18 protein-coding genes are annotated in these 18,515 nt (G+C 63.3%); 15 read left to right on the forward strand and 3 right to left on the reverse strand.

Translation table 11 applies throughout. The features are described 5' to 3' along the window. Window positions 1-25: 25 nt before the first annotated feature. Window positions 26-859: an ABC transporter permease gene (locus NKH95_RS04305; RefSeq protein WP_128302996.1), complete on the forward strand. Its 834-nt coding sequence runs from the start codon at window positions 26-28 to the stop codon at window positions 857-859. Further along, on the forward strand, window positions 859-1,665 hold the full coding sequence (locus NKH95_RS04310) for an ABC transporter permease (protein ID WP_023812805.1): 807 nt from the start codon (window positions 859-861) through the stop codon (window positions 1,663-1,665). The genes NKH95_RS04305 and NKH95_RS04310 overlap by 1 nt, the downstream gene beginning before the upstream one ends. Here NKH95_RS04310 and NKH95_RS04315 read toward each other — a convergent pair. After that, complete coding sequence (locus NKH95_RS04315) at window positions 1,662-2,447, reverse strand: 2-keto-4-pentenoate hydratase (RefSeq protein ID WP_352891141.1); 786 nt, start codon at window positions 2,445-2,447, stop codon at window positions 1,662-1,664. The genes NKH95_RS04310 and NKH95_RS04315 overlap by 4 nt on opposite strands. Before the next feature lie 14 nt (window positions 2,448-2,461). On the opposite strand from NKH95_RS04315, the gene NKH95_RS04320 reads away from it, so the two are divergent. The 9 genes from NKH95_RS04320 to NKH95_RS04360 all read left to right on the forward strand — a co-directional run bounded on the left by NKH95_RS04320 (window position 2,462) and on the right by NKH95_RS04360 (window position 10,624). Further along, window positions 2,462-3,151: a DUF3168 domain-containing protein gene (locus NKH95_RS04320; RefSeq protein WP_352891119.1), complete on the forward strand. Its 690-nt coding sequence runs from the start codon at window positions 2,462-2,464 to the stop codon at window positions 3,149-3,151. Window positions 3,152-3,326: 175 nt separating this feature from the next. Continuing rightward, window positions 3,327-3,629 carry a hypothetical protein gene (locus tag NKH95_RS04325; protein WP_127257297.1) on the forward strand — a complete coding sequence of 101 codons (303 nt, stop codon included), beginning with the start codon at window positions 3,327-3,329 and terminating at the stop codon, window positions 3,627-3,629. A 118-nt stretch (window positions 3,630-3,747) separates the two neighbouring features. Next, entirely contained in the window at window positions 3,748-4,413 is a 666-nt protein-coding gene (locus NKH95_RS04330) for a response regulator transcription factor (protein ID WP_023812809.1), read from the forward strand. Next, the gene (locus NKH95_RS04335; RefSeq protein WP_352891120.1) at window positions 4,397-5,830 is read left to right on the forward strand and encodes an ATP-binding protein; all 1,434 of its coding nucleotides are present in this window, start codon (window positions 4,397-4,399) and stop codon (window positions 5,828-5,830) included. Before NKH95_RS04330 ends, NKH95_RS04335 begins: the two co-directional genes overlap by 17 nt. A gap of 186 nt (window positions 5,831-6,016) precedes the next feature. Beyond that, a complete protein-coding gene (locus NKH95_RS04340) occupies window positions 6,017-6,454 on the forward strand; it encodes an RT0821/Lpp0805 family surface protein (protein ID WP_023812810.1) in 438 nt (145 codons plus the stop codon). A gap of 93 nt (window positions 6,455-6,547) precedes the next feature. Then, window positions 6,548-7,687, forward strand: a complete 1,140-nt coding sequence (gene ccmI, locus NKH95_RS04345) for a c-type cytochrome biogenesis protein CcmI (protein WP_352891121.1) — start codon at window positions 6,548-6,550, stop codon at window positions 7,685-7,687. A gap of 8 nt (window positions 7,688-7,695) precedes the next feature. Further along, a complete protein-coding gene (gene ccmE, locus NKH95_RS04350; protein ID WP_352891122.1) occupies window positions 7,696-8,139 on the forward strand; it encodes a cytochrome c maturation protein CcmE in 444 nt (147 codons plus the stop codon). Window positions 8,140-8,171: 32 nt separating this feature from the next. Further along, entirely contained in the window at window positions 8,172-10,163 is a 1,992-nt protein-coding gene (locus NKH95_RS04355; RefSeq protein ID WP_352891123.1) for a heme lyase CcmF/NrfE family subunit, read from the forward strand. Beyond that, window positions 10,160-10,624: a cytochrome c-type biogenesis protein gene (locus tag NKH95_RS04360; RefSeq protein ID WP_128303002.1), complete on the forward strand. Its 465-nt coding sequence runs from the start codon at window positions 10,160-10,162 to the stop codon at window positions 10,622-10,624. Before NKH95_RS04355 ends, NKH95_RS04360 begins: the two co-directional genes overlap by 4 nt. Here the strand turns inward: NKH95_RS04360 and NKH95_RS04365 are convergent. Together NKH95_RS04365 and NKH95_RS04370 are read right to left on the reverse strand one after the other, a co-directional pair. Beyond that, window positions 10,621-10,929 (reverse strand): type II toxin-antitoxin system RelE/ParE family toxin, encoded by a 309-nt coding sequence (locus tag NKH95_RS04365; RefSeq protein ID WP_128303003.1) that lies wholly within the window; start codon window positions 10,927-10,929, stop codon window positions 10,621-10,623. The two genes, NKH95_RS04360 and NKH95_RS04365, sit on opposite strands and share 4 nt — an antisense overlap. Beyond that, window positions 10,926-11,195 carry a CopG family ribbon-helix-helix protein gene (locus tag NKH95_RS04370; protein ID WP_023812816.1) on the reverse strand — a complete coding sequence of 90 codons (270 nt, stop codon included), beginning with the start codon at window positions 11,193-11,195 and terminating at the stop codon, window positions 10,926-10,928. The genes NKH95_RS04365 and NKH95_RS04370 overlap by 4 nt, the downstream gene beginning before the upstream one ends. A 196-nt stretch (window positions 11,196-11,391) precedes the next feature. On the opposite strand from NKH95_RS04370, the gene NKH95_RS04375 reads away from it, so the two are divergent. The 4 genes from NKH95_RS04375 (at window position 11,392) to NKH95_RS04390 (ending at window position 18,416) form a co-directional block, all read left to right on the forward strand. Beyond that, window positions 11,392-12,945, forward strand: a complete 1,554-nt coding sequence (locus tag NKH95_RS04375) for a Do family serine endopeptidase (RefSeq protein ID WP_352441296.1) — start codon at window positions 11,392-11,394, stop codon at window positions 12,943-12,945. 350 nt (window positions 12,946-13,295) lie between these two features. After that, window positions 13,296-13,970 carry a response regulator transcription factor gene (locus NKH95_RS04380; RefSeq protein ID WP_023812818.1) on the forward strand — a complete coding sequence of 225 codons (675 nt, stop codon included), beginning with the start codon at window positions 13,296-13,298 and terminating at the stop codon, window positions 13,968-13,970. 7 nt (window positions 13,971-13,977) lie between these two features. Further along, window positions 13,978-15,456, forward strand: coding sequence for a sensor histidine kinase (locus tag NKH95_RS04385; protein ID WP_023812819.1), 1,479 nt, complete (start codon window positions 13,978-13,980; stop codon window positions 15,454-15,456). Further along, complete coding sequence (locus tag NKH95_RS04390) at window positions 15,456-18,416, forward strand: bifunctional [glutamine synthetase] adenylyltransferase/[glutamine synthetase]-adenylyl-L-tyrosine phosphorylase (RefSeq protein WP_352891124.1); 2,961 nt, start codon at window positions 15,456-15,458, stop codon at window positions 18,414-18,416. The genes NKH95_RS04385 and NKH95_RS04390 overlap by 1 nt, the downstream gene beginning before the upstream one ends. Window positions 18,417-18,515 lie beyond the last annotated feature (99 nt).

Genomic DNA, 18,515 nt, shown 5'->3' on the forward strand with positions numbered 1-18,515 from the left:
TCAGGGGCGGGGTAATCGGGTCGAAATGAGATCCTATCTCTCCGACAGGATGGGCGCGGCGCTGTTGATGGCGCCGCTGCTCCTGTTTCTTGTCCTGACCTATGCCTGGCCGTTTCTCGGCGTCGTCAAATGGAGCTTTACACTGCCGACGCCCGGCCTCGGCCAGTATGAGGCGCTGCTCACCGACGATCTCGTGCAGTCGGTGTTCATCCGCACGCTGCGCATCGCGGCGGTCGTCACTGTCGTTTCGGTGGCAGCTGCCTACGCCATCACCGTCGTCTGGGTGCGTGGAACCCCGGCACAGCGCCTGATCGCCGAGTTCTGCATTCTCGTCCCCTTCTGGATTTCCGTGCTGACCCGTGCTTTCGGCTGGGTGGCGCTGCTCTCCAATCGCGGCCTGATCAACACCTGGTTGCAGGCGATCGGCTTCATTTCCGAACCGTTGGCGTTGGTGCGCAACGAATTCGGCGTCATCGTCGGCATGACGCACTTCCTCATTCCTTTCGCCGTTTTCCCGCTGGCATCTTCCATGCGCAGCCTCGACGACCGCGTGCTTTTAGCTGCGCGTGGCCTCGGTTCCAGCCGCATGCGCACCTTCTGGACGGTGTTCGTGCCGATGACGCGCTCCGGCATCATCGGCGCGGCGATGATCGTGTTCGTCTTCTCGCTCGGCTTCTTCGTCACGCCGGCGATCCTCGGCGGCGGCCGCAGCGTCATGATCGCCGAGCTGATCTATCTCAGGATCTTCCAGAGCCCGGACTGGGGTCTGGGTGCAGCGATCAGCGTCGTGCTGGTGCTGTTCGTCGGCGCGCTGATGGCGCTTTTGTTCCGCTATGTCAGACCGAAGCAGTTGATCTGATGCCGACCTACCGCCCCGGTCCTGTCTCGCTGATCATCGCCGCCTTCGTGGCGCTGTTCCTGCTGATGCCGCTGCTCGCCGTCATCCCGGTGTCGCTGACGCCGAGCCGCATGCTGGCTATGCCGTCGGGCGAACTGTCGCTGCGCCACTACCGGGCGCTGGTCGAGGACCCGCGCTGGCTCCAATCGATCCTGCTCTCGATCCGTATCGGTGTCGTCAGCAGCGCCTTTTCAACCGTGCTCGCGCTGTGCTTCAGCCTTGGCGTCTGGATGTTCCAGCCGCGCTTTACCGCAGCCCTGGTCGGCTTCGTCCTGCTGCCGATGGTGGTGCCGCCGGTGGTCTCGGCGATCACGCTCTACTTCCTGCTGACCTCGATCTCGGGCTTCAGCGCGTTCTTCGGCTACGACACCTGGCTTGGCGTCGCCATGGCGCATTCGGTGATGACCGTGCCCTTCGCCACGGTGCTGATGCTGGTCTCGCTCAGCCAGCTCGACCGCCGCATCGACCTTGCCGCGCGGGGCTTAGGCGCCACTGTGTGGGAGCGCGCCACCCGCATCATCATGCCCAACATCAAGTTCGGCATCATTACCGCGGCGCTTCTCTCCTTCGTGCTGTCCTGGGAAGAAATCGGCGTCACCCTGTTCATCACCTCGGTCAACGCCATCACGCTGCCCAGGCTGATGTGGATGGGCCTGCGCGACAACATCGACCCGGCGATCGCCGCGCTCTCGGTGATCCTGATCATCATCACCGTTCTGGTGCTGGCGGTGCGCAGTTTCGTGGCCAGGCAGCGTGGGGGCTATTAGACAAACCGCACGGAGACGCTGCCGAACCTGCCCAAATCGCCAATGACTTCGTCGCCGGCCTCGACCCCAATCGGCGTCACGCAGGTACCTGTAATCACCACCTGTCCCGGTTGGAGCGCTATGCCCAGGCCCGACAGCTCGTTGACGATCCAGGTGAGCGCGATGCGAGGATCGCCCAACACGGCTGCTCCCGATCCGCTATGTTGCGGCCTTCCGGAAACGGAGGCGACCACGGGGTGCTTTGCAAGGTCCACGTCTCGCCAGTCGTCCGCCGCCTCGCCGATGACAAACAGATTGGCGCAGGCATTGTCCGCAATGAGTTGCGGCGCCCCGACGGCGCAAAAATCGTCATAGCGTGAGTCCGGAATTTCGATCGCCGGGTGCAAGGTCGCCACGGCTTCCATCACCTCGGCGATTTCATAGGGTGCCGGACGAGGCGGCAGCTCGCGGCCGAAGCGGAAAGCGAACTCGATCTCGGCCACGCGCATCTTGCTCGTCGCCAGGGAAACGGTCCCGCCGACCTCCACCGCTTTTTCGGCCAGGAGACGTCCGGCCATCGGGCCGTCGACGTTGATGTGCCTTTGTCCGGCCAGACTGGTGGCGGCAATCTTCCAGCCGAAAAGAGGGGCCACCGAGCGATCCATGACGTGCGACTGGATAGCGTAACCTTCGAGCCGTGTTTGTGGGCGCAACGCCTCAGGTATGGCGTCGAGACGGGTGCCCTTGTCCCGGTGGCCTACCAACAACCGCGACGCAGCCCTGGTCTTTTCTGCATCGAGCATCATCAGCTTTCGAAATGGCTTCGTGGATCAAAAACGGCAAGGAAACATTGCATCATGCGACGCTGTATGGAGCGAGAATATGTGACCAGGAATCGAGAGTCCATGTTCACAGCTCGGTGCCCGCGGACGATGGTGTTGGCAAAGTCGCCCTTTCGAGATCATCGGCATCCATCATTGCGATGACGAATCGCCATCGCCTCCGCGCGTCGAATGGCTATATCTGTCAAAACACGCAGAACGCGGACAGGCTTCCGAAAAGCAATAGTCGGCAGCGCAGGAACCAGAGGAAAAGACAAATGACCGCGCCAGGCGATTTGCAGCAGGCACTGTTTCTCAGGCTGAAAAGCGATGCATCGCTGTCTGCCTTGCTGGGCGGCGCCGGACTGCTCGAACGGCCAACCGAGAATGCCGCTTTTCCGTACGTGACCTGCGGCCATACCTCCGCTTTTGACTGGGATACGGGCGCCGAGAACACCGACGATCAGTTGATTACGCTGCATGTCTGGTCGAAAGCCCATGGCGACGCCGAAACGCTAGCCATCATGGCCGCCATCCAGGCGCGCCTTGCCGACGCAGCATTGGTGATCGGCCCTCGCGGCCAGACACGACTGTCGCTGGAATTTGCCGAAGCCCGCCATGACGAGGATCTGCTCGTGCATCACGGGCTGCTGCGTTTTCGCGCGATAACCCAGGAAAATGCCTGATGCGCTTTCAATATGGTCAAAACGGAGTCTAGACTGGGCTTTCGCGGGATTTCACCTGTTCGAGGCGGTGAAATTCCAGATTGACTGTCTCGCGTTGCAGGGGTGTGGCGAGGATGTTTTCAGCGGCGTTCACCGTTCATTTCACGTTCAGCACCGATGCGTTACAACGCCGGTCATGAAAACGCTTCGCTCCCACTTCCGAACCGCGACACTGGCGCTTTGTGCTGCCGGGCTGTTCGCGTCGCAGGCGATGGCGATGCCGGTCATCGCGCCGCCCGAGTTGGCCAGTCCGATCGTACTTGCGGCGTCCGATTGCTACGCCATCGGCCAACAGGTGGCCGAACAGAATGGCGGAACGCTGGCCAAGGCCTCGCAGTCGACGCGCGGCGGCCAGCCGGTCTGTGTCATCGTCGTGCTCGTTCCGGGCAAGGACGGACAACGTCCGCGCCGTTCCGAAATCGTCGTTCCGCTGAACTGATCCAATCAACCTTAGGCTACGTTTCCCAGGCCGCCGGAATCGGCCTATATCTGCCCCAGTCTTCAATCTGACAAAGCTCTTCAACAGGTAAAGCTCTTCAACAGGTATCGAACTCCGCATGCGTGTACTCGTCGTCGAAGATGACAAGGATCTCAATCGGCAGATATCGGATGCGCTGGTCGATGCCGGCTATGTCGTCGACCGCGCCTTCGACGGCGAGGAAGGCCATTTCCTTGGCGACACCGAGCCCTACGACGCCGTCGTGCTCGATATCGGCCTGCCGCAGATGGACGGCATCAGCGTGGTCGAGCGTTGGCGACGCGGCGGCCGCAAGATGCCGGTGCTGATCCTGACGGCGCGCGACCGCTGGAGCGACAAGGTCTCCGGCATCGATGCCGGCGCCGATGACTACGTCACCAAGCCGTTCCACATCGAGGAGGTGCTGGCCAGGCTGCGGGCCCTGATCCGGCGGGCTGCCGGCCATGCCTCGTCCGAACTGACCTGCGGGCCGCTGCGTCTCGACACCAAGGCCTCCAAGGCCGATGTCGACGGCGTGCCGTTGAAACTGACGTCGCACGAATTCCGCCTGCTTGCCTATCTGATGCACCATATGGGCGAGGTCGTCTCGCGGACCGAACTGGTCGAGCACCTCTACGATCAGGATTTCGACCGCGATTCCAACACCATTGAGGTGTTTGTCGGGCGGCTGCGCAAGAAGATGGGCATCGACATGATCGAAACCGTGCGCGGCATGGGCTACCGCATGCGTGAGCCGGAGGCGTAACTCGGAACCGCTCAAACCAACCGCGAGGACGCCGCTTTCGCTGCGTTTGTGGCCGCGTTCGCTGACGTTCCGCGTCATCGCCTTTTCCACGGTCTGGGCGATCGTGACGCTCGTTGTCATCTTCACCTTGATCACCACCCTATACCGCCAGGCCAGCGAGCGCGGCTTCGACAGCCTGCTTTCGGCGCATCTGTTCAACCTGATCGGTTCGATCGGCATCTCCGACAGCGGGGCGCTGACTGGCGCGCCAGACCTCGGCGACCTTCGGTTCTCGGAGCCGAATTCGGGCTGGTACTGGTCGGTGGAGCCCGCTTCGGAAGGTGTGCATGGTGATCTTCATTCGTCTTCGATGTTGAAAAACATCCCGTCGCCGAGCGTTGCCGATGTGCCGTTCAACGCCAGCTTCCAGCGCAGCTATCCGACCGAAGGCATCGATGGTGAGCAGCTCGAAGTGTTCGAGAGCGAATTCGTTCTCGATTCCAAGAACCGCGCCGCGCGCTTCCGCGTCATGGGCAACCAAAGCGAACTCGAACAGGAAATCGCTACCTTCCAGCGTCGCCTGCTGACTTACCTCTCCCTGTTCGGCGTCGGCATGATCGCCATCAACGCGATCGCCATCCTGCTTGGCCTGCAGCCGTTGCGCCGGGTCAGGAACGCGCTTGCCATGGTGCGCGAGGGCACCGCGCAGAGGCTCGACGGCCAGTTCCCAGCCGAGATCGAACCGCTTGCCAACGAAACCAATGCCTTGATCGAAAACAACAGGCGCATCGTCGAACGGTCGCGAACACAGGTCGGCAATCTCGCCCATTCGCTGAAGACGCCGCTGGCGGTGCTGCTCAACGAGGGCCGCGCGCTCGGCGGTGCCAAGGGGCAGCTGATCGCCGAACAGGCCGCTTCCATGCAGAAGCAGGTCGAACACTATCTCCAGCGCGCCCGCGTCGCGGCACAACGCGACAGCGTCGTCTTCCGCACGCCGGTGATGCCGCTGGTGCAGCGCATGGTGCGGGTTCTGCAGAAGCTCAATCCGCAGACAAATCTGTCGCTGTCGCTGCCGGCAACCGAGATCGTCTTCGCCGGCGAGCGCGAGGACCTTGAGGAACTGTTGGGCAATCTTCTTGAAAACGCGATGAAATGGGCAAAGAGCGCGGTGCAGGTTTCGGTCGTGCCCTTGACCGGCAAGGACGACCCGGCCGGCCTGTTCGAGATCAGCATAGAGGATGACGGTCCCGGCATTCCGGAGGACAAGGCGCGCGAGGCGCTGAAGCGAGGACGGCGTCTGGACGAGACAAAGCCCGGAACAGGTCTGGGGCTGGCCATTGTCGCAGACCTTGTCAACGAGTATGGAGGCGTTCTGGCGCTCGAACGGTCCGGTATGGGCGGATTGAAGGCGGTGGTGCGATTGCGGAGCCTTCAGTGATGTTCACTAGGGCCAATCGACATAGAGGGACGGGAGATGTTATTGGGCGGCATGTCGATTGGTCCTGCAGCGGCCAGCGGCCAAATTTCCGACAAATATCAATACTATGGCCACGCCAACTTCTCCGATGACGCGGCCCCCGGCGCATCCATGGCAGGCTCCCACTCAAGAAAATCGGTTGTTGGCATGAAGATTCGCGTCGCTCTCGTTTCCGCATTGCTGGCCGTTTCCGGCTGCACCACCTTGAGCGGCAAGGGTCCAACCGTGGCAGTGACACCGGCCTCGACACCTCCTTCCAGCGGCAAGGTGACCACGACGATCATTTCGGCGATGGGCGGCGGCCTAATCAGCGGGGCGATCGGCAACGGCCTCAGCGAGACCGAGAAGCGCAGCGCGCTCGAGGCTGAATACAAGGCGCTAGAATATACGACCAGTGGCCAGAAGGTGACGTGGAAGGGCGCTCAGGCTTCGCGCTACGGCGAGGTGGTTCCGGCCCAGCCGTACCGCGTCGGTTCGCAGGACTGCCGCCAGTACACGCAGACGGTGTTTTCCGCCGGCGCCGGGGTCACTGCGCGTGGAACCGCTTGCCGCAACGCCGATGGCAGCTGGACGCCGCTGACCTGACGACCGTCTGCCGACGATTGGCGGCTGGCGTCGTCAAAGCGTCGCAGCATGCATCTGTTGGCACGGCAGAGCTCTGCCGGTATTGGAAGAACCATGCTGTTCTGGGTCATAGCCGCCATTCTCACGCTGGGTGCAAGCCTGGCGGTGCTGCTGCCGCTGGCCGCCAGCGCCAAGGGCGCGTCGTCGAGCGGCGAACATGATCTCGAAGTCTATCGGGACCAATTGTCCGAGCTTGACCGCGACGCCGCGCGTGGCTTGATCCAGCCGGCCGAAGCCGCCGAGGCCCGCGCCGAGATCGCTCGCCGCATCCTTCGCCTTGACAATGCGGGTACCGCCGGCGGCGCAAACCCTGGCCGAGCGCCGGTCACGGCAAGGCTGGTGGCAACCGTAGCCGTGCTGGCGGTGCCGCTGGTCAGTTGGGGGCTCTATGTCAAGCTTGGCTCTCCTGACCTGCCGTCGCAACCGCTCAGCGAGCGGTTGGCCAAGAATCCCGCCGACAGTTCGCTCGACGAGCTGGTGGCGCGGGCCGAAGCCCATCTGGCCGCCAATCCCACTGACGGCAGGGGCTGGGACGTGCTGGCACCGGTCTATCTGCGCATGCAGCGCTTTTCCGACGCGGCAGGAGCCTATCGCAACGCCATTCGGCTCGATGGCGACAGCGCCCTTCGCCAGGCCGGTCTCGGCGAGGCGATCGCCAGCGCGGCAGGCGGCATTGTCTCGGCCGATGCCCAGGATGCTTTCGAGGCAGCCCTGAAGCTCGATCCGGCCAATGCGAAGGCCAGCTTCTACCTGGCCATGGCATTGGCGCAGGAGGGTCGCGCCAAGGAAGCGACCACGGCATGGCAGGCGATGCTGGGCAGATTGCCGCCGGACTCGCCATGGCGCGGTGCCGTCGAGCAGGCGCTCGCCAAATCCGGAAGCTCCGACGTCGCTTCCGGCGGCGCCACCAACGGTCCCGATGCCGGCGATGTCGACGCCGCATCCTCGATGTCGCCGCAGGATCGGGAGACCATGATCAATACGATGGTCGCCGGCCTCGACGACAAACTACGGCAAAATCCGCGCGATCCGGAAGGATGGATGCGGCTCGTTCGTTCCTATGTCGTGCTCGGCAAGGCCGATCAGGCGCGTGAGGCGCTCGGTCGCGCCATTGCCGTCTTTGGAGCCGACAGTGACCAGGCGAAGAAATTCACTGCCTTTGCCGCTTCGCTTGGGCTTGCGGCGACGGAGTAGAACAAGACATGACGCGCAAGCAGAAACGATTGTCGGTGATCGCGGGCGGGCTGGTCTTCCTGGGTGCCGCGACCGGGCTGACTTTTTACGCGCTTGGCCAGAAGGCCTCCTATTTCTACATGCCGGCCGATCTCACCACCGCCAGCGTCCAGCCTGGCCAGCGCATCCGGTTGGGTGGATTGGTCGAACAAGGCACGATCCAGCGCGGACAGGGGGCCACGGTTGGCTTTTCGGTGACCGACACGCACAAATCGGTCAAGGTCACCTACACCGGCATCCTGCCCGACCTTTTCCGCGAAGAGCAGGGCGTCATCACCGAGGGTACTTTCGGCCCGGACGGGGTTTTTGTTGCCGATAGCGTGCTGGCCAAGCATGATGAGCGCTACATGCCCAAGGAGGTTGCGGACGGCCTCAAGGCCAAGGGCGTCTGGCAGGAGAACAAGAGTGAATAGCTCCGGCAGGAGAGCGACAATGGATCACGGGCATGGTTGAAGCCGGACATTTCGCCCTCGTCCTGGCGTTTGCGCTTTCGCTGGTGCAGACGGTAGTGCCGCTGTTTGGCGCGCGCCTGAACAACCAGCGCCTCATGGCCGTCGGCGGTCCGGTCGCGGTGACCGGCTTTGCCTTGACGGCGCTGTCCTTCGCAGCGTTGGCGAGTGCCTATGCAAGCTCCGATTTCTCGGTGGCAAGCGTGTGGGAAAACTCGCATTCCTTGCAGCCGTTGATCTACAAGATCACCGGAACCTGGGGCAATCATGAAGGCTCGATGCTGCTTTGGGTGTTGATCCTGACCTTCTTCGGCGCGCTCGTCGCCGCTTTCGGCTCCAACCTGCCGGCGACGCTGCGCGCCAATGTGCTTGCGGTGCAAGGCGCCATCGGCGCCGTCTTCTTCCTGTTCATCCTGGCGACGTCCAATCCGTTCATCCGGCTCAATCCGGCGCCGATCGAAGGCCGCGATCTCAACCCGATCCTGCAGGATCTCGGCCTCGCCATTCACCCGCCTTTTCTCTATCTCGGCTATGTCGGCTTCTCGATCTGTTTTTCCTTCTCGGTTGCCGCTCTCATCGAAGGCCGCATCGACGCGTCCTGGGCGCGCTGGGTGCGGCCGTGGACGCTGGTCGCCTGGATGTTCCTGACCGGCGGCATCGCCATGGGATCGTACTGGGCCTACTACGAACTCGGTTGGGGCGGTTTCTGGTTCTGGGATCCGGTCGAGAACGCCTCCTTCATGCCGTGGCTGGCGGGGACCGCGCTGCTCCATTCGGCCATCGTCATGGAAAAGCGCTCGGCGCTGAAGATCTGGACGCTGCTGCTCGCCATCCTGACCTTTTCGCTGTCGCTGCTCGGCACCTTCCTCGTGCGTTCAGGCGTGCTGACCTCTGTGCACGCCTTTGCCACCGATCCGACGCGCGGCGTGTTTATCCTGTGCATACTGACGCTGTTTATCGGCGGCTCGCTGGCGCTGTTTGCGCTGCGCGCTTCCCGGCTGACGACCGGCGGCCTGTTCCAACCGATTTCCCGAGAAGGGGCGCTGGTCCTCAACAATCTGTTCCTGACGACGGCGACCGCGACCGTCCTCGTGGGCACACTCTACCCGCTCGCCGTCGAAGCCTTTTCAGCCGACAAGATCTCGGTCGGCGCGCCGTTCTTCAATCTCACCTTCGGACCGCTGATGGTGCCGCTGCTGCTCGTGGTTCCGTTCGGGCCGTTGCTGGCCTGGAAGCGTGGCGATGTCTTCGCCGTCGCGCAGCGCCTTATGGTGGCCTTTGCAGCGGCGCTGCTGGCGACGCTGGTCACCGTTCTGTTCATCGACGGCGCCTCGGTGTTCGCAGCCCTGGGCGTTGGCCTTGCCGTCTGGCTGATCCTTGGCGCGCTCACCGACCTCGCCGTCAAATCGGGGGTCGGCAATGTCGCAGCGGGGATCATGGTCAGGCGCTTGCTCGGCCTGCCGCGCTCGGTCTTCGGCACCGCCTTCGCTCACCTTGGCTTGGGCCTGACCACGCTCGGCATCGTCGGCACACTTTGCTTCGGCACCGAGAAGATCCTGTCGATGCATGCCGGTGAGACCGTCGAACTCTCCGGCCATACGCTGCGTTTCGTCGGGCTTTATCCGGCCCAGGGACCGAATTACAGCGAGGATCTCGGCCGCTTCGAACTGATCGGCATCAGCGGCAGCCCTGTTGGCGAAATCAGCTCCGCCAAACGGTTTTATCCGGTGCGGCAGATGACGACGACGGAATCGGGCATCAGGACGATTGGTTTCTCGCAGCTCTACATCTCGCTCGGCGACGAGGGCAATGACGGTTCCGTCGTCGTGCGTTTGTGGTGGAAGCCGCTGGTGACGTTGATCTGGGGCGGCGGCCTGATGATGATGGCGGGCGCTGCGATGTCACTGATGGACCGGCGCCTGCGCGTCGGCGCGCCGTCGCGGCGGCGCAAGCAGGCGAGCGCGGTGCCATCCGCGACCCTGCCATGAACGCGCGGCTTTCTCTGACCTCCATTATCCTGCTGCTGGCGCTGTTCTTTGCCGGCACGGCCTCGGCGGTGAAGCCTGACGAGGTGCTGCCTGATCCAACGCTGGAGGCGCGGGCGCGGGCGCTGTCGGAAGGCTTGCGCTGCATGGTCTGCCAGAACCAGTCGATCGACGAATCCGATGCCGACCTTGCCCGCGACTTGCGCGTCCTTGTGCGTCAGCGCCTCGTCGCCGGCGACACCGACCAGCAGGTCATGGACTACGTGGTTTCGCGCTATGGCGAGTTCGTGCTGCTGAAGCCGCGTTTCGACCTGCGCAATGCGTTGCTATGGGGCACGCCCGTCCTGCTGTTGCTGATAGGAGGCGTTTTCATCGTGCTGACCGCGCGGTCGCGCCGCGTGCTGGCGACCAATGCGTTGACCACTGAGGAACAGGCGGCGCTGGACAAGATACTAGGCAATTAGCTTGGCCATTCCTCCGAGGGCCAGTCTCGCGACGTGTGAATGACGCGCAGGATAACGACGCTCTGACGGCCAGCGATTGGGCGCAACTCATAGGCAATGATGTAGGGCAGGCGGTCGATGAGCTTCTCATATGTGCCTGTCACTCGGCCTGGGCGGCCCGTCGCCATCTCACCAAGGCCCTGGCCCATTTCATGAATACGATCCGCCAGGCGTCGGGCGGCAGCAGGATTGTCCTGAGCGATAAAGGCAACTTGCTGCTTAAGATCGTCCAGCGCTTCTCGCGACCAGGCGACGAACCGCTTCACGCCTTGCCCAAGCGCCTGGCTTCCGCCGATTCGATGACTGCGTCGATTTCCGCCATCGCATCGTCGTGAGGCACGACACGGCCAGCCGCCGCATCTTCCATGCCGCGTTTGATGCCTTCAATGATATCGAGTTCGCGATCGACGTAGGCCGAGACCGCCTCGGCGGCGAGGAACGATTTGCTACGCCGGGTGTCGGTGGCGATCCGCTCCAGCTTCAGCTTGGTTTCGGGAGAGACCCGGATGGTCATGGTGGTGCTTGCTGTCATTTATGAAAGCCTTGTGCTGAGTTGTGTACAAGATAGCACATCGGACATGGCAGCCAAGGGGATTGTACGTCCCCTGACTCCCAAACATTACCAAAGTTTCATGTGTCGGAAATGGCGCTGTAATGTGTGCCGCTCTAATTCTCTTTTCCTGAGGATGCCGATCAAGCAGCGTCCGTTGAAAGAGGATAAGAAATCCATGAATATTGCCCCCAATTCATATTCCGTCACCCGCAAGCGTCTCATGGCTGCCGTCGCATCTGTCGCGGTGGCCGGTGCGATCGGCGTTGGCGCGCTGACCAGCGGAACCAGCCCTGTTCTGGCCGATGCCGTGCGCGTCGAGGCGCCGCAGGTGCCGGGCTTCGCCGATGTCGTCGAGCGCGTTTCTCCCGCCGTTGTCAGCGTCAAGGTCAAGGCCAAGATCAGCCCGGCCGCCGATGATGGCTCCGACCCGTCCGACGACCAGGATGGCATGAACAACCTGCCCAACAATCCACAGCTGCGCCGCTTCTTCAAGGAATTCCGTGGCTTTGGTGACCAGGACGGCCAGGGTGGCGGCAACAGGCGCTTCAGCCACCGCGACCGCAACAACGACCAGCCGCGGCCGGTTGCTCAAGGCTCCGGCTTCTTTATCTCGGATGACGGCTATCTCGTCACCAACAACCACGTCGTTTCGGAAGGCTCGGCCTTCACCGTGGTGATGCATGACGGCAAGGAGCTCGACGCCAAGCTGATCGGCACCGACCCGCGCACCGATCTCGCCGTGCTTAAGGTCGACGGCGTCGGCAAGTTTACCTATGTCGACTTCGCCGATGACTCCAAGGTTCGCGTAGGCGACTGGGTGGTGGCCGTCGGCAATCCGTTCGGTCTTGGTGGAACCGTCACCGCCGGCATCGTCTCCGCCCGCGGCCGTGACATCGGCGCTGGCCCTTATGACGACTTCATCCAGATCGACGCATCGGTCAACCGCGGCAATTCTGGCGGTCCGACCTTCAACCTCAACGGCCAGGTCGTCGGCATCAACACCGCGATCTTCTCGCCGTCAGGCGGCAGCGTCGGCATCGCCTTCGACATTCCCGCTTCGACCGCCAAGCAGGTCGTTCAGGACCTGATGAAGAGCGGTTCCGTGCAGCGCGGCTGGCTCGGTGTGGAAATCCAGCCGGTCACCTCCGACATCGCTGAGTCGCTTGGTCTGAAGTCCAACAACGGCGCACTGGTTTCCAGTGCCCAGGACGATGGTCCCGGCAAGAAGGCGGGCATCACGGCCGGTGACGTGATCACCCAGGTCGACGGCAAGGATGTCGCTTCGCCGAAGGAACTGGCCCGGCTGATCGGCGCCTATTCGCCTGGCAAGTCGGTCGACGTCACCGTGTGGCGCGACGGCAAGAGCCAGACGGTCAAGGTCGATCTCGGCAAACTGCCTTCGAGCGACAAGCAGGCCTCTGTCGATCAGCAGCAGCCCGCCGCCCCGGCCAAGCCCGACACGCTGGCCGATCTCGGCCTGACCGTTACCAAGTCTGAAAACGGCAAGGGACTGGTGGTGACCGATGTCGATCCCGACAGCGACGCCGCCGATCGCGGCATCCAGCCGGGCGACGTCATCACGTCAGTCAATTCGACCGAAGTGAACGGCACCGAAGACGTCACCAAGGCGATGACCGAAGCAGTCAAATCCGGCCGCAAGGCAGTGCTGATGCAGATCACCCGCGACGACACCAATCGGTTCGTCGCGCTGCCCGTCGCCAAAGGCTGAGGTCGGTCCCGGAGCGTTCTCTCGGCCTTTCCAGGTGGATGAGGGCGTTCCGGCGGCAGGTTGGACTTTTCCAGTGCGGCAGTTTCAATACCCCGAGCCGCCGTGCGGGAAAGCATGGAGGAGCGCGCGTTAGTCAGTCATCGCGCCTTCCCCCGGCGGCAGCGGGCTTCCCATCGTCCGCTGCCGCACACTTTCAAAAGCGCTTCCGCGATCCGATGCAAACGACATCGGCGGCGAGCAGCTTTATCGCGCACGGCTTCGGGCAATCTTGATCGCGGTGCGCTTTGGCAAAGGCCACAATGCAGATGTCTGCCACTCAACCTTCCGGCGAAATCGCGTATAACAGCCCTATGAAGATTCTCGTCATAGAAGACGATCGCGAGGCTGCGGATTACTTGCAGAAAGCCTTTGCCGAGGCCGGTCACACCGCTCATGTCGCCGGTGACGGCGAAACCGGCTTTGCGCTCGCCGACGCCGGCGACTACGACGTGATGGTGATCGACCGGATGATGCCGCGTCGCGACGGCCTGTCGGTCATTGCCGGTCTCCGGTCCAGGGGCAACACAACGCCAGTGCTGATCCTGTCGGCGCTCGGCGAGGTCGATGATAGGGTCACGGGGCTGCGCGCCGGCGGCGACGACTACCTGACGAAACCCTATGCCTTCTCCGAGCTTCTCGCCCGCGTTGAGGTTCTGAACCGTCGCGCCAGCGCCAAGGAAGCCGAAACCGTCTACCGCGTCGGCGATCTCGAACTCGACAGGCTGTCGCATTCGGTCCGCCGTGCGTCACGCGAGATCACATTGCAGCCGCGTGAATTCCGCTTGCTCGAATATCTGATGCGGCATGCCGGCCAGGTGGTGACACGCACCATGCTGCTGGAAAATGTCTGGGACTACCATTTCGATCCGCAGACCAATGTCATCGACGTCCATGTCTCGCGGCTGCGCGGCAAGATCGAGAAGGGCTTCGACAAGCCCATCCTGCATACGGTTCGCGGCGCCGGCTATATGCTGAAGAGCGGCTAGCTGCGGCATGGCTCTTTCCGTGCCAGCCATCATGAAGACGACGGCAGCGCGGCTTTCGGCGCTCTACTTCCTGCTCTTCGCGCTCTGCGCGGTGGCGCTCGTCTTCTACATGACGTCGCTGTCGGCGCGAATGCTGACCGCACAGACGCAGGAGACCATCAATGACGAAGTGCTCGGCCTTGCCCGCGCCTATCAGCGCGGTGGCCTGCCGATCCTGGTACGCGTGGTGGAACAGCGCTCGCGCCAGCCCGGCGCCAACCTTTACCTGATCGCCGACGCCAACGGCCAAATCCTGACCGGCAATGTGCAGAGCCTGGAGCCGGGCGTTCTCGAGAACGAAGGCTGGACCAGCAGTCCGTTCTCTTATCAGCGCTTTGGCGAGGGAGAGCTCGAGCGCCTGCGCAACCTTCCCGCCGAGCAGGGTACCACCACCCAATCCGAGCAGAACGATGCGCAGGCGCAGGGCGAAAAGGGCCACAACGCCATAGCGCTGGTGCTGCGGCTGCCGAACCAGATGATCATGCTGGTCGGCCGCGACCTTGGCGAGCCGGAGCGGTTTCGTGCGGTCATCCGCCGTGCGCTGATGCTGGCGCTCGGCATGATGGGGCTGGGCGGATTGCTGATCTGGTTTTTTGTCGGCCGCGCCGCGCTGAAGCGCATCGACAGCGTGTCGGAAGCCAGCCGCCGCATTATGGGCGGCGATCTGTCGGGCAGGCTGCCCGTGACGGGGGTTGGCGATGAGTTCGACCGGCTCTCCGAAAATCTCAATGCCATGCTGGCCAGGATCGCCGCGCTGAACGAAGGCCTGAAGCAGGTTTCCGACAACATCGCGCATGATCTGAAGACGCCGCTGACCCGGCTGCGCAATCGGGCCGAAGCGACGCTTTCGGGCAAGCAAAAGCCCACCGATTACCGGCAGGCGCTGGAAGGCACCATTGCCGAGTCAGACCAGTTGATAAAAACCTTCAACGCCATCCTGATGATTTCCCGGCTGGAGGCTGGCTACTCCTCGGAGAACACCAACCGCGTCGATCTGGCGGAGGCCGTGCGCGATGTCGTCGAACTCTACGAGCCGGTGGCGGAAGAGGCAGGCGTATCGCTGGAAGCAGACGCGCGCGAGGCGGTGTCCGTCAACGGCAACCGCGAACTGATCGGCCAGGCGCTGTCGAACATCGTCGACAACGCCATCAAATATTCCACAGGCGCCAATGCCCAGCCGGCGGTGCGCGTCACGCTCGAGCGAGCCGGTGCGGACGTTCGCCTGTCCGTTGCCGACAATGGACACGGCATTCCCGACGATGGCGACCGCGCCCGCGCCACGGAACGTTTCGTGCGGCTGGAGAAGAGCCGTTCGCAGCCGGGTTCCGGTCTTGGCCTCAGCCTCGCCAAGGCGGTCATGACGTTCCACAATGGCCGGCTTGAACTCTTGCCTGGCAATCCTGGACTATCCGTGGTCATGAGTTTCCCGGCTCGGGAGGATCACTGATGAGCACTGCAGCGAAGCGGGTGGAGACTGGATGGCTGCTGAAGCCGGCTGCCAAGCTTGCTCCGCTCGACAAGGACCGTGCGCGGTTGGAACTGGCCGAGATCGCTTCCGCCGCGCGCGAAGAAGGACTGACGCGGCTGGCCAAGTTCCTGGCAGGCAAAGGGGAGGGCCAGGATTTCCTTGCCGCCGTCTTCGATCTGTCGCCGTTCCTGCGTGATACCGCACGTCGCCGGCCGCAAATCCTGGACGGGCTGTTCGAGCAGACGATCGAGGCTCGGCTGAAGGCGATCGGCGCCGCCATCGACCAGGTGCATCTAACCGAAGCAGTCTCGGAATCCGGCCTGATGATGGAGCTGCGCCAGTGGAAGGCGGAGGCGCATTTCCTGATCGCGCTGGCCGATCTTGCCGGCGAGGCCGAAACGGCGCTGACGGTCCGGCGATTGAGCGATCTTGCAGACGCCTGCACCCGTGCGGCCGTCGACTTCCTGCTGCGTGACGCGCATGGCCAGGGCAAACTCAAACTGCCAGATGTCGGCAATCCGTCGAAACAGTCGGGCTGGATCCTGCTCGGCATGGGCAAGCTCGGCGCGCATGAGCTGAATTTTTCCTCCGACATCGATCTGGTGGTTTTCTTCGATCCGGAAGCGCCCGCCGTCGTCGATCCGCTCGACGCCACCGAGTTGTTTTCGAGGCTGACGCGCCGCCTGGTGCGCATCCTGCAGGACCGCACCGAACACGGTTATGTCTTCCGCACCGATCTGAGACTGCGCCCAGACCCCGGTTCGACACCGCTGGCGATCCCGGTCGAGGCGGCATTGCGCTACTATGAGGCACGCGGCCAGAACTGGGAGCGCGCCGCGATGATCAAGGCACGCCCGGTGGCAGGCGATCTGGCCGCGGGTGCGGCCTTCCTCAAGGAGTTGCAGCCCTATATCTGGCGCAAATACATGGACTACGCGGCGATTGCCGACGTCCATTCGATCAAGCGCCAGATCCACGCCCACAAGGGCCATGGCGAGATTGCGGTCAAAGGCCACAACGTCAAGCTTGGCCGCGGCGGCATTCGAGAGATCGAGTTCTTCGTCCAGACCCAGCAGCTCATCGCCGGCGGACGCTTCCCTGAACTGCGTGGCCGCGAGACCGTGCCGATGCTCGGTGAGCTTGCGACCCGCGGCTGGATCACCACCGAGGCGCGCGATGCGCTTGCCCGCCAGTACTGGTTCCTGCGCCGCGTCGAACATGCCGTGCAGATGGTTGCCGACGAGCAGACGCACACACTGCCGGAAGATGATGAAGGCCTGGAGCGCATCGCCCGCATGCTCGCCTTTGCCGACGCTTCTGCCTTTTCCCAAGCGTTCCGTGCCTCGCTGCAGCAGGTCGAACGCCACTACGCGGCACTGTTCGAAACAGCACCCGAACTTTCGACAGGCATCGGCAATCTGGTCTTCACCGGCGATGTCGACGATCCCGATACGCTGCAGACCTTGCACGGCCTCGGCTTCCAGCGGCCAAGCGACATCTGCCGCGTCATTCGAGGCTGGCATTTCGGCCGCTATCGCGTCACCCAGTCGGCGGAGGCGCGCGAGCGGCTGACGGAACTGACGCCGGCGCTGCTGCGATCCTTCGGCCAGACGCGCCGGGCCGACGAAGCGCTGATGCGCTTCGACGAGTTTCTCGCCGGCCTGCCGGCCGGCATCCAGCTGTTTTCCCTGCTGCAGTCCAATCCGGCCCTGCTGAAGCTTCTGGCGACGATCATGGGGGCCGCCCCCCGGCTGGCGGCGATCATCACCCGCAGGCCGCATGTCTTCGATGGTTTGCTCGACCCGGCCTTGCTCACCGAACTACCGGACCGCGCCTATCTGTCGGCGCGGCTTTCCGCCTTCGTCGAGGGCGACCGACTTTACGAGGATGTGCTCGACCGGCTGCGCATTTTTGCCTCCGAGCAGAAATTCCTGATTGGTGTCCGGCTGCTCGCCGGCTCGATCGATCCGGCGCGGGCCGGCCGCGCCTTTTCCGATCTGGCGGATCTCACCATCGAGGCTGCGTTGAAGGCGGTGACGGCCGAATTCGCGGCACGCCACGGCATCATTGCCGGCGGCGTGGTTTCGCTGCTCGGCATGGGCAAGCTCGGCAGCCGCGAGTTGACTGCCGGATCGGATGTCGACCTGATCCTGCTCTACGACCACGCGCCGGATGCCGAAGAGTCCAACGGCGACAAGCCGCTGGCGCCTTCGCATTACTACACCCGCATGACGCAAAGGCTGATCGCGGCGGTGTCCGCGCCGACGGCGGAGGGGGTGCTCTACGAACTCGACCTGCGCCTGCGGCCGTCCGGCAACAAGGGGCCGGTGGCCACCCATATCGATGCCTTCAAGAAATACCAGCGCCAGGAAGCTTGGACCTGGGAACACATGGCGCTGGCCCGCGCCCGCGCCATTGCCGGCGACGCCAGCCTGTGCGGCGAGGTTGAAGCGGAAGTGGCGACGGTGCTTGGACAGCCGCGCGACGCCGCCAAGGTGATGGCCGAGGCTGCGGACATGCGGGGTATGATCGAGAAGGAAAAGCCGCCGCGCGATCTCTGGGACATCAAGCTTATTCCCGGAGGATTGATCGATCTGGAATTCATCGCCCAGGTGGCCGTCATCACCGGGCACGTCGAGACCGGGCGCCGCGCCACCGGCACCGCCGAGATCCTGTCGCGCCTCGCACCGGGCTTCGCCGATGCCGGGATAAGGCAGGAGCTTGGCGATGCCTACGCGCTCTATCTTGCACTGACCCAGATGACGCGGCTGTGCCTCACCGGAGCCTTTGAGCGCGACGACGTTCCGCCGGGGCTTTCGGATCTGCTTCTGGCGGTGACCGACTTGCCGGATTTCGGTGTTTTGGAAGCACACCTCAAGGAGACGTCGCAGAAGGTCAGGAAGGACTTTGATCTTTTGTTTCGTTCGGGATCACCGTGAAGCGATCGTCCCTTGGAATTGAAGACGTTTCGTGTTTCCAGTCTCATGCAGCTACTCTGTTCGCCGAATCTGCCGGAGCGCGCGGCGTGCGTGAGCCTG

It is taken from the genome of Mesorhizobium sp. M0848 (assembly GCF_040319805.1).
Lineage (GTDB): Bacteria > Pseudomonadota > Alphaproteobacteria > Rhizobiales > Rhizobiaceae > Mesorhizobium.

Excerpts from the sequence above, each read along its gene's own strand:
- NKH95_RS04305 (WP_128302996.1), top strand. The coding sequence starts at position 26 with ATGAGATCCTATCTCTCCGACAGGATGGGCGCGGCGCTGTTGATGGCG.
- NKH95_RS04310 (WP_023812805.1), top strand. The coding sequence starts at position 859 with ATGCCGACCTACCGCCCCGGTCCTGTCTCGCTGATCATCGCCGCCTTC.
- NKH95_RS04315 (WP_352891141.1), bottom strand. The coding sequence starts at position 2,447 with ATGCTCGATGCAGAAAAGACCAGGGCTGCGTCGCGGTTGTTGGTAGGC.
- NKH95_RS04320 (WP_352891119.1), top strand. The coding sequence starts at position 2,462 with ATGGCTTCGTGGATCAAAAACGGCAAGGAAACATTGCATCATGCGACG.
- NKH95_RS04325 (WP_127257297.1), top strand. The coding sequence starts at position 3,327 with ATGAAAACGCTTCGCTCCCACTTCCGAACCGCGACACTGGCGCTTTGT.
- NKH95_RS04330 (WP_023812809.1), top strand. The coding sequence starts at position 3,748 with ATGCGTGTACTCGTCGTCGAAGATGACAAGGATCTCAATCGGCAGATA.
- NKH95_RS04340 (WP_023812810.1), top strand. The coding sequence starts at position 6,017 with ATGAAGATTCGCGTCGCTCTCGTTTCCGCATTGCTGGCCGTTTCCGGC.
- ccmI (WP_352891121.1), top strand. The coding sequence starts at position 6,548 with ATGCTGTTCTGGGTCATAGCCGCCATTCTCACGCTGGGTGCAAGCCTG.
- ccmE (WP_352891122.1), top strand. The coding sequence starts at position 7,696 with ATGACGCGCAAGCAGAAACGATTGTCGGTGATCGCGGGCGGGCTGGTC.
- NKH95_RS04355 (WP_352891123.1), top strand. The coding sequence starts at position 8,172 with ATGGTTGAAGCCGGACATTTCGCCCTCGTCCTGGCGTTTGCGCTTTCG.
- NKH95_RS04360 (WP_128303002.1), top strand. The coding sequence starts at position 10,160 with ATGAACGCGCGGCTTTCTCTGACCTCCATTATCCTGCTGCTGGCGCTG.
- NKH95_RS04370 (WP_023812816.1), bottom strand. The coding sequence starts at position 11,195 with ATGACAGCAAGCACCACCATGACCATCCGGGTCTCTCCCGAAACCAAG.
- NKH95_RS04375 (WP_352441296.1), top strand. The coding sequence starts at position 11,392 with ATGAATATTGCCCCCAATTCATATTCCGTCACCCGCAAGCGTCTCATG.
- NKH95_RS04380 (WP_023812818.1), top strand. The coding sequence starts at position 13,296 with ATGAAGATTCTCGTCATAGAAGACGATCGCGAGGCTGCGGATTACTTG.
- NKH95_RS04385 (WP_023812819.1), top strand. The coding sequence starts at position 13,978 with ATGGCTCTTTCCGTGCCAGCCATCATGAAGACGACGGCAGCGCGGCTT.
- NKH95_RS04390 (WP_352891124.1), top strand. The coding sequence starts at position 15,456 with ATGAGCACTGCAGCGAAGCGGGTGGAGACTGGATGGCTGCTGAAGCCG.